The 12,494-nt window shown below is 74.8% G+C and carries 12 protein-coding genes; 3 read left to right on the top strand and 9 right to left on the bottom strand.

The annotated features are described in order from the left end of the window. Positions 1-2: 2 nt before the first annotated feature. The 4 genes from Q1A09_RS07840 to Q1A09_RS07855 form a co-directional block, all read right to left on the bottom strand. Positions 3-1,115 (bottom strand): VWA domain-containing protein, encoded by a 1,113-nt coding sequence (locus Q1A09_RS07840; protein WP_299953298.1) that lies wholly within the window; start codon positions 1,113-1,115, stop codon positions 3-5. Further along, a complete protein-coding gene (locus Q1A09_RS07845; RefSeq protein ID WP_299953300.1) occupies positions 1,105-1,995 on the bottom strand; it encodes a MoxR family ATPase in 891 nt (296 codons plus the stop codon). The genes Q1A09_RS07840 and Q1A09_RS07845 overlap by 11 nt, the downstream gene beginning before the upstream one ends. Before the next feature lie 30 nt (positions 1,996-2,025). Continuing rightward, a complete protein-coding gene (locus Q1A09_RS07850) occupies positions 2,026-2,295 on the bottom strand; it encodes a hypothetical protein (protein WP_299953302.1) in 270 nt (89 codons plus the stop codon). A gap of 95 nt (positions 2,296-2,390) precedes the next feature. Then, positions 2,391-3,437 (bottom strand): NAD(P)-dependent alcohol dehydrogenase, encoded by a 1,047-nt coding sequence (locus Q1A09_RS07855; RefSeq protein ID WP_299953304.1) that lies wholly within the window; start codon positions 3,435-3,437, stop codon positions 2,391-2,393. A gap of 142 nt (positions 3,438-3,579) precedes the next feature. On the opposite strand from Q1A09_RS07855, the gene Q1A09_RS07860 reads away from it, so the two are divergent. Further along, positions 3,580-4,572 carry an aldo/keto reductase gene (locus Q1A09_RS07860; RefSeq protein WP_299953306.1) on the top strand — a complete coding sequence of 331 codons (993 nt, stop codon included), beginning with the start codon at positions 3,580-3,582 and terminating at the stop codon, positions 4,570-4,572. A 146-nt stretch (positions 4,573-4,718) separates the two neighbouring features. Here Q1A09_RS07860 and Q1A09_RS07865 read toward each other — a convergent pair whose 3' ends face one another. Then, entirely contained in the window at positions 4,719-6,227 is a 1,509-nt protein-coding gene (locus Q1A09_RS07865) for an HNH endonuclease signature motif containing protein (protein WP_299953308.1), read from the bottom strand. Positions 6,228-6,505: 278 nt separating this feature from the next. Between Q1A09_RS07865 and Q1A09_RS07870 the strand changes: the two genes are divergently transcribed. Continuing rightward, entirely contained in the window at positions 6,506-7,777 is a 1,272-nt protein-coding gene (locus tag Q1A09_RS07870) for a M18 family aminopeptidase (RefSeq protein ID WP_299953310.1), read from the top strand. A gap of 13 nt (positions 7,778-7,790) precedes the next feature. Here the strand turns inward: Q1A09_RS07870 and Q1A09_RS07875 are convergent, their stop codons facing one another. Further along, positions 7,791-9,020, bottom strand: a complete 1,230-nt coding sequence (locus Q1A09_RS07875) for a serpin family protein (RefSeq protein WP_299953311.1) — start codon at positions 9,018-9,020, stop codon at positions 7,791-7,793. A gap of 142 nt (positions 9,021-9,162) precedes the next feature. Between Q1A09_RS07875 and Q1A09_RS07880 the strand changes: the two genes are divergently transcribed. Further along, entirely contained in the window at positions 9,163-10,518 is a 1,356-nt protein-coding gene (locus Q1A09_RS07880) for a glucose-6-phosphate dehydrogenase (protein ID WP_299953313.1), read from the top strand. 12 nt (positions 10,519-10,530) lie between these two features. Here Q1A09_RS07880 and Q1A09_RS07885 read toward each other — a convergent pair whose 3' ends face one another. The 3 genes from Q1A09_RS07885 to Q1A09_RS07895 all read right to left on the bottom strand — a co-directional run bounded on the left by Q1A09_RS07885 (position 10,531) and on the right by Q1A09_RS07895 (position 12,393). Further along, positions 10,531-11,109 (bottom strand): signal peptidase I, encoded by a 579-nt coding sequence (locus Q1A09_RS07885; RefSeq protein ID WP_299953316.1) that lies wholly within the window; start codon positions 11,107-11,109, stop codon positions 10,531-10,533. Then, positions 11,106-11,624, bottom strand: a complete 519-nt coding sequence (locus Q1A09_RS07890) for a hypothetical protein (RefSeq protein WP_299953318.1) — start codon at positions 11,622-11,624, stop codon at positions 11,106-11,108. The genes Q1A09_RS07885 and Q1A09_RS07890 overlap by 4 nt, the downstream gene beginning before the upstream one ends. 127 nt (positions 11,625-11,751) lie before the next feature. Further along, entirely contained in the window at positions 11,752-12,393 is a 642-nt protein-coding gene (locus Q1A09_RS07895) for a hypothetical protein (RefSeq protein WP_299953320.1), read from the bottom strand. Positions 12,394-12,494 lie beyond the last annotated feature (101 nt).

Genomic DNA, 12,494 nt, shown 5'->3' on the forward strand with positions numbered 1-12,494 from the left:
CGCTAGGCACGCGTGATCACTGCCGCCAGCTCCTCGAACGCGGCCAGGCTGTGCCCGGCGACGAAGTGGTCGACGCTGGGCAGCGCGGCCACCATCCCGCCGGTGAGCGGCTCGTAGCCGGCCCGGCCCTTGTGCGGGTTCACCCAGACGACCGCGTGCGCCAGCCGCCGCAGCCGGGTCATCTGCTCGCCGAGCAGCTCCGGCCCCCCGCGCTCCCAGCCGTCGCTGCAGACGACCACGACCGCGCCGCGGGCGGTGCCACGCTGCCCCCAGCGGTCCAGGAAGGCCTTGAGCACCTCGCCGATCCGGGTGCCGCCGGACCAGTCGGGGATCGCCGACCCGCTGGCGGCCAGCGCCCTGTCCGGGTCGCGCAGCCGCAGCTCGCGGGTGACCCGGGTCAGCCGGGTGCCGATGGTGAACACCTCGGTGGACGCCGGCCGGGCCCGGACGGCGGCGTGCGCGACCCGCAGCAGGGCGTCGGCGTAGGGGCTCATCGACCCGGAGACGTCGATCAGCAGGACGACGCGGCGCGGGCGGGGCCGGGCGCGGTGGTGCAGCAGCCGGGTGACCTCGCCGCCGTCCCGCAGTGCCCGCCGCACGGTTCGGCCCCGGTGGACGGCGCCGTGCGCGGACGGGCTGCGTCGCCGGGAGGGCCGCATCGGGGCGGCCGGCCGGAGCAGGGCGAACAGCCGCCGCAACTGATCGCGCTCGGCGACGGTCAGCCCGGCGACGTCCCGGTGCCGGAGGACCTCCTCACCGCTGGCCAGGGTGGCGAGGTCGGACGGGTCGCCGCCGTCCTGGCCGGCCTCGGCGGTCTGCAGCGGCGCGGACTGCGCGACCCGCTGCTCCTCCACGCCCGAGGGCCGCCGGGTGCGCGGCGCCTCCCCGCCGAACCAGGCGGCGAACGCGGCGTCGTAGCGGTCGAGGTCGTCCGGGCTGCCGCAGAGGGTGAGCCGGCCGGACCAGTAGACGGCGGTGGGGTCCAGGACGTCGAGGTGCGCGACGGCGGCGAGCATCGCCTCGACCCGGTCCGGGGAGGCATCCACGCCGGCGTGCCGCAGCGTGCGGGCGAACCCGAGCACGGTGCTGACGACGTCCCGCGGCTCACCCGCCACCGAAGAGCGCTCCCCGGGCCAGGGCGTGCACGCGGTCGGTGTCCTCCCGGTACTTGAGCACCGCGCCCAGCGTGCGGGCGGCGGTGTCCGGGTCGAGCTCGCGGGCGCCGAGGGCGTGCAGGGCGGTCGCCCAGTCCATCGCCTCGGCGACGCCGGGCGGCTTGAGCAGGTCGAGCTCGCGCAGCCGGGCCGTCGCCCGGGCCACCTGGCGCGCCAGCTCCTCGGTGACGTCGGGGAGGCGGCGGCGCAGGATCGCCACCTCGCGCTCGAAGTCGGGGTGCTCCAGCCAGTGGTAGAGGCAGCGGCGCTTGAGCGCGTCGTGCACCTCACGGGTGCGGTTGGAGGTGAGGACGACCAGCGGCGGGGTCTGCGCCCGGATGGTGCCGAGCTCGGGGATGGAGATGGTGAAGTCGCTGAGCACCTCGAGCAGGAACGCCTCGAACTCGTCGTCGGCCCGGTCGACCTCGTCGACGAGCAGCACCGACGGCGAGTCCTCCAGCGCCTGCAGCAGCGGGCGGGCGAGCAGGAAGCGGCGGTCGTAGAGACCGGCTTCCAGCTCGTCGGCCCCGGAGGCGGTACCGGCGGCCTCGGCGGCGCGCAGGTGCAGCAGCTGGCGGCCGAAGTCCCAGTCGTAGAGGGCGTGGCTGGCCTCCAGGCCCTCATAGCACTGCAGCCGGTAGATCGGCCGCTTCGTCACCTCGGCCAGCGCGCGGGCCAGCGCCGTCTTGCCGACCCCGGCCTCGCCCTCCAGGAAGAGCGGCCGGTGCATGACCAGCGCCAGGTAGGCCGCGGTGGCCAGCCCCTCGTCGGGGAGGTAGCCGGTCGACTCGAGGGCGTCGGCGAGCGCGCCGGGGTCGGCGGGGAGAGTGGGCTGGCTCACGCCCTGGAGCATCCCACCGTCGTCCACCGGTCAGTCGGCGCCCATCACCTCGAGGTAGTCGTCGTAGCTGGCGACGACGTCGTCCAGGTCGATGACCTCGGGGAAGTCGGCGACCTCCTGGTGCCGCCGCAGGAAGAGCACGGTCCGCCGGACGACGTCCTCCTCGTCGTCGGAGGCCAGCCGGTCCATGACCTCCGGGGTCACGGTCACGTAGGTGCGGACGTCCTCCAGTTCGCTGGGCTGCACGACCAGGTAGGTGTTGTCGCCCTGTGCGTCGATCTCGATGTCGTCATCGGCCATGCACCCGCCCTACCCGCGTCGGCCGGTCGAAACGCTGCCTCGGCCCGGCGGCTGCGGTGGCGAGGCCGGCGGCCTCGCCACCGCGATGGACCGGGTCAGCCGGCCAGCGTGCTGGTGTCGATGACGAAGCGGTACCGGACGTCGCTGGCGACGACCCGCTCGTAGGCCTCGTCGATCTGGTCGCCGCTGATGACCTCGACCTCGGCGCCCACGCCGTGCTCGGCGCAGAAGTCGAGCATCTCCTGGGTCTCGGCGATGCCGCCGATCATCGACCCGGCCAGGCTGCGCCGGCCACCGATCAGCGCGAACGCCGGCACCGACAGCGGCTCCTCCGGGGCGCCGACGTTGACCAGTGCGCCGTCCAGCTTGAGCAGGCCCAGGTAGGCGCCCATGTCCACGGTGGCGGAGATGGTGGAGATGATCAGGTCGAAGCTGCCGGCCAGCGACGCGAAGGTGTCGGGGTCGCTGGTGGCGGCGTAGTGCTCCGCGCCCAGGCGCAGCCCGTCCTCCTGCTTCTTCAGCGACTGGCTCAGCACGGTGACCTCCGCGCCCATGGCCGTGGCCAGCTTGACGCCGACGTGGCCGAGGCCGCCGAGCCCGACGATGGCGACCTGGGTGCCGGGGCCGGCGTTCCAGTGCCGCAGCGGGGAGTAGAGCGTGATCCCGGCGCAGAGCAGCGGGGCGGCGACGTCGAGGGAGATGCCCTCGGGGATGCGCAGCGTGTAGTTCTCGTCGACGACGATCTTCTCGGCGTAGCCACCCTCGGTGGGCCGGCCGTCCTTGCCGATCGCGTTGTAGGTGCCGATGTTGCCCTGCAGGCAGTACTGCTCCTCACCGGCCCGGCAGTGCTCGCACTCGCGGCACGAGTCGACCATGCAGCCGACCCCGGCGCGGTCGCCGACGGCGAACTTCGTGACCTCGGGGCCGACCGCGGAGACGGTGCCGGCGATCTCGTGGCCGGGGGTGAGCGGGAACAGGGTCTCGCCCCACTCGCCGCGCGCGGTGTGGATGTCGGAGTGGCAGATGCCGGCGTAGGCGATGTCGATCAGGACGTCGTGCGGGCCCAGGTCGCGGCGCTCGATGGTGGTGGCCTCGAAGGGCGCGCCGGCGCTGGCGGTGGAACGGGCGTTGACGGTCAGCACGAAGCAGGGCTCCTGGGATCAGCTCGGGGGTGTGGGCGAGGACACCGGCGTTGCCGGGCACCCAGGCGGGGAACGCAGGCCGCTCCCGGACCCTTCCCCGCCGGCGGGTTTGCCGTGCCGGCCGGGGCGGAAGACCCAGGGCATGCAGCGACGATCACTGGGTGCGCAGGGCCTCACCGTCTCGGCCGAGGGGCTGGGGTGCATGGGGATGAGCTCCTACTACGGCGCCTTCGACGACACCGAGAACCTGGCCACCCTGCACCGGGCGCTGGAGCTGGGCATCACCCTGCTGGACACCGCCGACGTCTACGGCCCGTGGACCAACGAGCGGCTGCTGGCCCAGGTGCTGCGCGACCACCGCGACCAGGTGGTGCTGGCCACCAAGTTCGGCAACGAGCTGGACGCCGACGGCAAGCGCACCGGGGCGGTCAACGGGACGCCGGAGTACGTGCGGGCATCCGTCGAGGGGTCGCTGCAGCGACTGGGCACCGACGTGATCGACCTCTACTACCTGCACCGGGTCGATCCGGCCGTGCCGCTGGAGGAGACGTTCGGGGCCCTGGGCGAGCTGGTCGCCGAGGGCAAGCTGCGGTACCTGGGCATCAGCGAGGCGTCGCCGGAGAGCATCCGCCGCGCGCACGCCGCCGCTCCGCTGTCGGCGGTGCAGACCGAGTGGTCGCTGTTCACCCGCGACGTCGAGGACAACGGCGTGCTGGCCACGGTGCGGGAACTCGGCATCGGCTTCGTGCCCTACTCGCCGCTGGGCCGGGGCTTCCTGAGCGGCAAGATCCGCACCGTCGACGACTTCGCCGAGGACGACTTCCGGCGCAGTTCGCCCCGCTTCCAGGGGGAGAACTTCGCGAAGAACCTGCAGGTGCTCGACCGGGTGGTGGCGATCGCCGAGGCCAAGGGCGTCACGCCGACCCAGCTGGCGCTGGCCTGGGTGCTGGCCCAGGGCGAGGACGTCGTGCCGATCCCCGGCACCCGGCGGATCGCCAACCTGGAGGAGAACGTCTCCGCCCTCGACGTCGAGCTCACCGCCGACGACCTGGCCGCCATCGAGGAGGTCGCGCCGGTCGGCGTGACCGCCGGCGAGCGCTACTCCCCGTCCGGCATGCGCTGGCTGGAGACCTGACCGGGCCGACGACCGGGCCGGGCGGGCCGGAGACCGGGCCGTCACCCGGATCTCGTCTGGCGGAGCACGCCGATCGCAGAGCACACGACGTGCGGGGACGCCGAGAGGTGGCCGATGCCGCCCGTCGGGTTGCCTCCGCGCGCCGATCAGAAGGGCGGCGGGTCGTCGGTCGTCCGACTCGGGGGCGGGCCGGGTTCTGCAGGTCCGGGCCCGGGGGGTGGTGACGCCGGCGGGGGCCGTTGGCCCGGTGGGCGGGTGGTGCGGGTGACCCCGGACGGCGTGGTGACGTGCAGCCTGCCGTCGTCGTCGAGGCGGAACCGCCAGCCCGGGGCGAAGGTCTTGAGCCGGTGGTGGGAGCGGCACAGGCAGCAGAGGTTGCCGCAGTCGGTGACCCCGCCGCAGGCGTGGGCGGTGACGTGGTCGAGGTCGGTCCAGCCGACACGTTGGCCGCAGTTGGGGAACCGGCAACGCCGGTCGCGGGTGATGACGAAGGAACGTTGTCGCGCGGTGGGTGTGTAGGCGTTTGTGGGAGGTGGTGGCCCGAGCACCGGGCAGGCGCACTCATCGCGAGTCGCTACGCGCGGTTCGTCGCACGTGCCGTCGGTGTCTCGGCTCGGTGAGTTGCTGGGGCCGACGTCTCGGGCTGGGTCCGGGCCGGTGCCGGCAGCCACGCCCGGAGTCGCGTGACCGGCGGGGTGGTCCGGGCAGCCGCGGCGAGCGAGACGGGCCAGCTCGGCGGGGGTCACGGTGGCCAGGAGCTGCCCGTCGGGACCGGTGAGGGCGTAGGTGAGCGTGCCGCCGTCGGGGGTGGTGAGGCCGAGGGCGCCGACGCGGGCCAGGAGGTCGCGCAGGTGCGCGGCTGTGATCGGCAGCCCGTTGACCTCACCGGTGGTGCTGCTGGCGCCTTCGAGGGCGCTCAGGTCGGCGGTGATCGTCAGGTTCGCGGCCACCGATGGCAGCCCGGAGTCAGCGGGGCGGCGGATCAGGGCCGAGAGCACGTGCGCCCGCAGCACCCCGATGGGGCGGGGGTCACCGTCGGCCTTGAGCATCGTCGCGAGCTGGTCGATCAGGTCGTGGCACTCCACCGCCTCGTCGGTGGGCAGGTCCGCGGCCAGCGTGGACCGCCCGTCGGTCGGGGAGGGGTACACCCGGACGTCGGCGGTCTTCTCCGCCTCGGCGCGCCGCTCCTCGGCCGCAGCGGCATCCAGTTCCAGCATGAGGGCGGTGGCCCGCTCGCGGAGCCGGTAGACCGACAGGTCGCCGGCCTCCGGCAGCAGTGCGTCCTCGACCTGGCCGGCGACCTCGGCGGTGGTGTGGGCCAGGACGTCGGCCAGGGCGTCGGCGCGGCGTTCATCGAGGGCACCGACCCGCAGCGCGGCGAACGTGGCGGGCAGCTTCCGGGCCCAGGTCAGTGCCCGGCCCAACCGGTGGGCGGCGGTGCCCCGACCCAGGTTGAGCACCGCGGACAGCTCGGCCGGGAAGAACTCACTGATCCCCTCATCGGCGCCCGCACCTGCCCAGCCGGGGCGGCGTGCACCGGGACCGTCAGGGTCCAGCCCGGCTGGGCGGGCGGCGGCCAGGCGGAGGATCAGCTGGGCCTCGTAGGCGGCGTCCAGCGCCCGCCGGGCCTGTACTCGCTGCAGCTCCGCCGCCACCTGCTCAGCGAACTCACCCGGGTCGCCAACGCCGATGGGGTAACGCAGGTCGATGACGAGGCCCACCGTGCCGGGGGCATCGCGGTCGTCGTCACACCTGGAACGTACGCAGGGGGTACGACAGTTTCCGGGCGTGCAGCGGACGCCCTCGACGGCCGTCCGCAAGGACCGCACGCACCGGGCTGATGCCGTCGACTCCAGCCGCGGACTCCAGGGGCATGGGGCGTGGGAGCGGGTCCACGCGGGCCCGGCGTCCGCCCGTCGAGCAAGATGGCGACATGCCCGACCTCTCCCTCGGTGACGACCTGCGCGCCTTCGTCGACGCCTCGCCCTCCCCGTCGCACGCGGTCGCCGAGCTGGCCCGCCGGCTGAGCGCCGCCGGCTTCACCGAGCTGGCCGAGTCCGACGCCTGGACGCTGGCCCCGGGCGGGCAGCACTTCGTCGTCCGGCACGGCAGCCTGGTCGCCTTCCGCGTCGGCACCGCTCCGGTCGCCGAGGCGGGGATGCGGCTGGTCGGCGCGCACACCGACTCCCCCACGTTCAAGGTGCGGCCGCGCAACGACCTCCGGCAGGCCGGGTACCGGCTGGTCGGCGTCGAGCCCTACGGCGGCGGGCTGTGGCACACCTGGCTCGACCGGGAGCTCACCGTGGCCGGCCGGGTCGCACTGCGCGGCGGCTCGACCGCGCTGGTGCGGCTGCCCGGCGCACCCCTGCGCCTCCCGTCGCTGGCGATCCACCTCGACCGCGGCGTCCGGGACGGCCTGAAGATCGACCCGCAGCGGGAGCTGGTGCCGGTGTGGTCCCGCGACCTGGGCACCGAGCCGGGCCTGCGCGAGGCGCTGGCGGCCGAGGCGGGCGTCGCCGTGGACGACGTCGTCGGCCACGACCTGGTGCTCGCCGACACCCAGCCCGCCGGCGTCACCGGGGCCGACGGCACCTGGATCGCCGCACCACGGCTGGACAACCTGGCCAGCTGCCACGCCGGGGCCGCCGCGCTCATCGCCGCCCCGGGCGGCCGGCGCACCCAGGTGCTCGTCGCCAACGACCACGAGGAGGTGGGCAGCGGCTCCATGTCCGGGGCGCGCGGCAGCTTCCTGGAGGACGTCGTCCGGCGGCTGGTGACGATCACCGACGCCGGCGACCCGCAGGCGCTGCCCCGGGCCCTGGCGCAGAGCCGGCTGGTGTCCTGCGACATGGCGCACGCCGTCCACCCCACCCGTTTCGATCGGCACGAGCCGGCGCACCAGCCGCAGCTGGGCGGCGGGCCGGTGCTGAAGGTGAACGCCAACCAGGCCTACGCGACCGACGCGGTCACCAGCGGCTGGTTCGCCGAGCGGTGCGCGCAGGCGTCGGTGCCCGTGCAGTGGTTCGTCTCCCGCGCCGACCTGCCCTGCGGCAGCACGATCGGCCCGCTGACCGCCACCCGGCTGGGCATCGCCACCGTCGACGTCGGCGCCCCGATGCTGGCCATGCACTCCTGCCGCGAGCTGGCCTCGGCGCTCGACGTCCCGCTGGTGGTCGGCGCGCTCACCACCTGCTTCGCCGACTGACCAGGACCGGCCGTCAGGCCGAGGGAGAGTAGACGGCCGCCGCGAACAGCGGTGACCGGGTCGCGGTGTCGGTGAGGAGGAACAGGAAGGGCCGGTCGACGGTGACCACCCGCCGGGGCGCGGCGGCCGAGGCCTCCATGGCGACGCCGGTCGCCGCCGCGGCCTCGGTGCCCTGCTCGTCGACGTCCAGGTACGTCTTCTGCACGACCTGGGAGATCTGCACGCCACCCGCGCCCAGGCCGGCGAAGTCACCGGTGACCGGCAGTCCCAGCTCGCTGAGGGGCGCCAGCAGCTGGTGGGTCTGTTCCACGTGCAACCTCGGCAGCTGCACGCCGACGTCCGCGGCCTCGGCGGCGTCGAGCGCGGCCAGCGTGCCGGCGTCGACCGCGCACGGATCGGTGCCCTCGGGCGGGAGGACGGCGACCGCGGCGAGCGTGCCGTCTCGGTAGGGCAGCTCGACGGACTCCCAGCCGTCCACCGCCCGGGCGCGGCCGGACCCGCCGCTCATCATCTGCACGTCCCGCTCGCCGTCCGGCGTCGCGAACGGAGCCGGACGGGTGCCGGTGAACGGGGTGGCCCAGCGGGCCTTCAGGTGCACCGCGTTCGTCAGCACCGCCCGGGTGGCCGAGGAGAGCGGCTCGTCGAAGAGCTGCTCGATGACGCCACGGGTGTCCTCGGCGACGGTGCTGTTGATCCGGTCGGTGGCCCCCTGGGGATCGCCGGCGAAGTCCAGCGCCCGGACGTCAGCGGCGAACGCGGTGGCCAGGTCGTCGAGGTACGCCTGCTCGGGCTGCACGCCCAGCGCCGTCCACAGGTGGTTGCTCAGCTGCAGCGCGTCCGGGGCGTCCTCGTCGTCCAGGTCGCCGTCGTGCCGCAGGCCGTCGAGCGCGGCGGTGTGCTCGCGGGTCGCGGCCACCAGGTCCGGTGACCAGGCCGGCAGGTGCAGCACCTCGCCGAATGCGGCGGCGGTCTCCCCGCCCGTGGCCGGGTACAGCAGGCCGAGCGCCTCGGCGGCCGACGTCGGCGAGAGCAGCACGTCCTCCCCCGGCCGGCCGGGGCAGACCTCCCGCAGCAGGTCCACGCCGAAGGCGGTCTGCGCCGTGGCGACGTCCTGCGCGGTCAGCGCGCCGGCGGGCACCACCAGCGCTCCGCCCTCGTGCACCTGCGGGGTGGCGCCGGCGCTGCCGCACGCGGTGAGTGCCGTGGTCGCCGCGAGGGCCACCGTCAGTCGAGCTCGTCCCATCGCGCGTCTCCTCTCCCTCACCCCTCTCACGCGCCGAGCAGGCCCCCAGCCCCACACGCCGCCGCGGTTCAGCCGCACGGACGGTGGGCAGGGCCTCCGGGACGACCAGGCGAGCGCCGACGACGACGGGACGAGGACGACGATGCAGGTGACCTTCGTGGTGCTGGGCGGGTCCGGTGACCTGACCGGCCGGCTGCTGCTGCCCGGGCTGGCCGAGCTCTTCGGCGCCGACTGCCTGACCGACGACGTCACGCTGCTGGCGGTCAGCCGCGAGGACTGGACCGACGACGAGTACCGCGACTGGGCCCGCGAGCGGCTGGCCGAGCACGCCGGCCACGTGCCCGAGGCCGCCCGCGACCGGCTGGTCGAGCGGCTGGGGTACCAGCAGGGCGACGTGACCACCCCCGAGGACCTGCGGACGGCACTGGGCCGCGCGCCGGGCCGGCCGGTCGTCTACCTGGCGCTGCCGAACACCGTCTTCCTGCCCACCCTCGAGGCGATGACCGAGGTGGACCTGCCCGAGGGGACGACGATCGCGGTGGAGAAGCCGTTCGGCCGCGACGAGGCCGACGCCCGCCGGCTCAACGCCGTGCTGCACCGGCTGGTGCCGGAGGAGCGGGTGTTCCGCACCGACCACTTCCTGGCCATGCAGACCGTGCTGAACCTGCTCGGGCTGCGGTTCGCCAACCGGCTGTTCGAGCCGGTCTGGAACGCCGGGCACGTCGACCGGGTGGACATCGTCTTCGACGAGACCCTGGGCCTGGAGGGCCGGGCCGGCTACTACGACACCGCCGGCGCGCTGCGGGACATGCTGCAGAACCACCTGCTGCAGCAACTGGCGCTGATCGCGATGGAGCCCCCGAACGCCATCGACGGCCCGAGCCTGGCCGCGCGCAAGGCCGACGTGCTGCGCGCGGTGCAGCCCCCGGTGGACATGGCCCGGGACACCGTGCGCGCCCGCTACACCGCAGGCACGGTGGCCGGTCGCGACCTGCCCGACTACACCAGCGAGGACGGCGTCGACCCGGCGCGGCAGACCGAGACCTACGCCGAGTACACGGTGACGATCGACAACTGGCGGTGGGCCGGGGTGCCGTTCCGGCTGCGCACCGGCAAGGCGCTGGGCGAGGGCCGGCAGGAGATCGCCGTCCACTTCAAGCCGGTGCCGCACCAGGCGTTCGGCCGTCGCGGCGACGCCGAGCCCGACGTGCTGCGGATGAGCTTCGACCCCGACCACATCAGCCTGGGGATCAACCTCAACGGCGCCGACGACCCGTTCGAGCTGGAGCGGCGCGCCCTGGAGATCGACCTGCCGGCTCCGCCGCTGTCGGCCTACGGGCTGCTGCTGCAGGAGATGCTGACCGGCCGGCAGGCGCTGTCGATCAGCGACGTGGAGGCCGAGCAGTCCTGGCGGATCGTGGAGCCGATCCTCACCGCCTGGTCGGCCGGCGAGGTGCCGCTGCGGGAGTACCCGGCGGGTTCGCCCGGTCCCGGCTGAGTGGCGGTGCCGTCATCCCACCCGCGCCGGACCGGCTGACGGCAGGCAGTCGCAGGCTCCGGCCCGGTGCCGCCGCCCACCGAGGAGCGCGCGGCCGCCCGCGAGGAGGGCCGCGGCGCCCAGGACGAGCGCCATCGTCGCCGTGCCGCCCCCGGCGACGACCCGGCCCAGCCACGGCACGACGAGGACGCTGCGCCCGAAACGGGCGTCCTCCCGCCGCACCTGCCAGGGGTCGGCGGTGGCGTTCGCGTCGCCCCGCGTCGTGAGGTAGCGCTGACCGTCCTGGGTGCCCAGCGAGACGACCCGGTGCAGGACGGCCCGGTCACCCGCCACCTGGAACGGCGCCGGCGGCCGGAAGGCGATCACGTCGCCGGGGACGACGTCCTGCCCGGCGACCGGCACGGTGAGCACGAGCGAGCCCACCGGGGCGTACGGGCTCATCGAGCCGGTCAGCACGGGCACGAAGCGCGCGCCCTGGACGTGCGCCGCGGCCAGGGCGGCGGTGGAGACCACGAGCAGCGCCAGCACGGCCGCCGAGACGACCCGGCGGAGGAGTCCTCGCCGGCGGGGAGCACGGTGGGCACCGCTCACGACGTGGTCCGGTCCCCGGCCGGCCGGGGGACGACGTCTGCGGCGGTGAGCGTGACGGTGTTCAGCACGCCGGTGACGCTGGCCTTGAGGTGCACCCGCCCGGCGACCGGCAGCAGCGCCTCCGTGCTGTGGCCGCCGGTCGAGGTACCGAGCACCATCGCCAGCCCGATCTGCGTCGCCGTCCCCGGGCAGGCGCCGGTCGTGGTGTTCCACGGCTGGGAGCACACCGCCGCCGGGCTGACCCCGACCAGGGTCCCGGCGGTGACGGTCAGGGAGAGCCGGGCCGGCACCGTGGAGGCGTTGACCAGGTCGACGTAGCCGGTCGCGGCGGTCGCCAGGCCGGTGATGGACCAGCTGGCACCGTTCGCCGCGACCGCGCCCCGCCCGGCCACCGCGGCGAACCGGCTGCCCACCTGAGCCATCGTCAGCGACCCGGACACCACGGACGCGCCGGCCTGCCAGGCGGCGCGGGCCGGGGTGGTGGTGCCGCCGATCATCGCGGCGACCACCAGCACGGCGAGCACGGTCCACGCGGCCCGAGCGGGCCGGTCACGCGGTACCGCCGCCCGCGGCGGCCGCCCTCCCCGCGGAGGACGGCCGCCCGGGCGGCATCTGCAGGACTGCGCGGTCATCGACCGGCACTCAGCCGGACGTGCGGTCGTTGCCGCCGACCAGGGTGTTGTTCACCGCGATCGTCACCTTGCCGGCCCTCCCCTGCAGGCTGGAGGGCGCGTTCGAGGCGAACGTGAACGTGTAGCGCACGTGCTGGGCCGCCGCGGCGCCGGTGGCGATGCTCCCGTGCGTGAGGACGACGGGCGCGTTCAGCGCCGAGGCGCCGGACACCAGGCTGGTGCCCTGCACGCCACCGCAGATGCTGGCCCCCGCCACCGTCGTCCACGGGACCGAGCAGGTGACCGCGTCGACCGAGAGGTACCCCGCCAGGTCGCCGGTGGCGCTCACCGTCCCGGTGTAGGTGTGGACCTGGGTCCCGTCGTTGCGGACGTCGACGTACCGGTGGAAGTAGTCGTTGGGCAGCAGGTTGGCCACCGCCGCGCTGAACGCCCCTCCGTTGGCGTCCAGCAGGGTGGTCTCCCCGCTGCTGGCCGTGAGGTCACCCGAGTCGACCTTGGCCGTGGCGTCCCAGCTGGAGAGCGCGCCGGTGCTGACCAGCGCAGCCCCACCGGCGGCGAGCGCGAGCGCGGTCACCCGGCGGGCGCGTGGGCGCCGGGGCGGGCAGGTGCCGCAGTGGTGGGCGCCGGAGGCCCGGTGGCGGCGGTGTGGCATGGCAGAACTCCGTTTCTTCGAGGCACCCGATCCGTGGGTGCCGTGGACCGGGACGCCGTCGCCCCGGGTGTCGGTGTGCACCGGCGCCGGCGGAGGGCGCG

This window comes from uncultured Modestobacter sp., from assembly GCF_947486615.1.
Taxonomy (GTDB): domain Bacteria; phylum Actinomycetota; class Actinomycetes; order Mycobacteriales; family Geodermatophilaceae; genus Modestobacter.

Excerpts from the sequence above, each read along its gene's own strand:
- Q1A09_RS07850 (WP_299953302.1), bottom strand. The coding sequence starts at position 2,295 with ATGGCCGATGACGACATCGAGATCGACGCACAGGGCGACAACACCTAC.
- Q1A09_RS07860 (WP_299953306.1), top strand. The coding sequence starts at position 3,580 with ATGCAGCGACGATCACTGGGTGCGCAGGGCCTCACCGTCTCGGCCGAG.
- Q1A09_RS07870 (WP_299953310.1), top strand. The coding sequence starts at position 6,506 with ATGCCCGACCTCTCCCTCGGTGACGACCTGCGCGCCTTCGTCGACGCC.
- Q1A09_RS07875 (WP_299953311.1), bottom strand. The coding sequence starts at position 9,020 with ATGGGACGAGCTCGACTGACGGTGGCCCTCGCGGCGACCACGGCACTC.
- Q1A09_RS07880 (WP_299953313.1), top strand. The coding sequence starts at position 9,163 with ATGCAGGTGACCTTCGTGGTGCTGGGCGGGTCCGGTGACCTGACCGGC.
- Q1A09_RS07895 (WP_299953320.1), bottom strand. The coding sequence starts at position 12,393 with ATGCCACACCGCCGCCACCGGGCCTCCGGCGCCCACCACTGCGGCACC.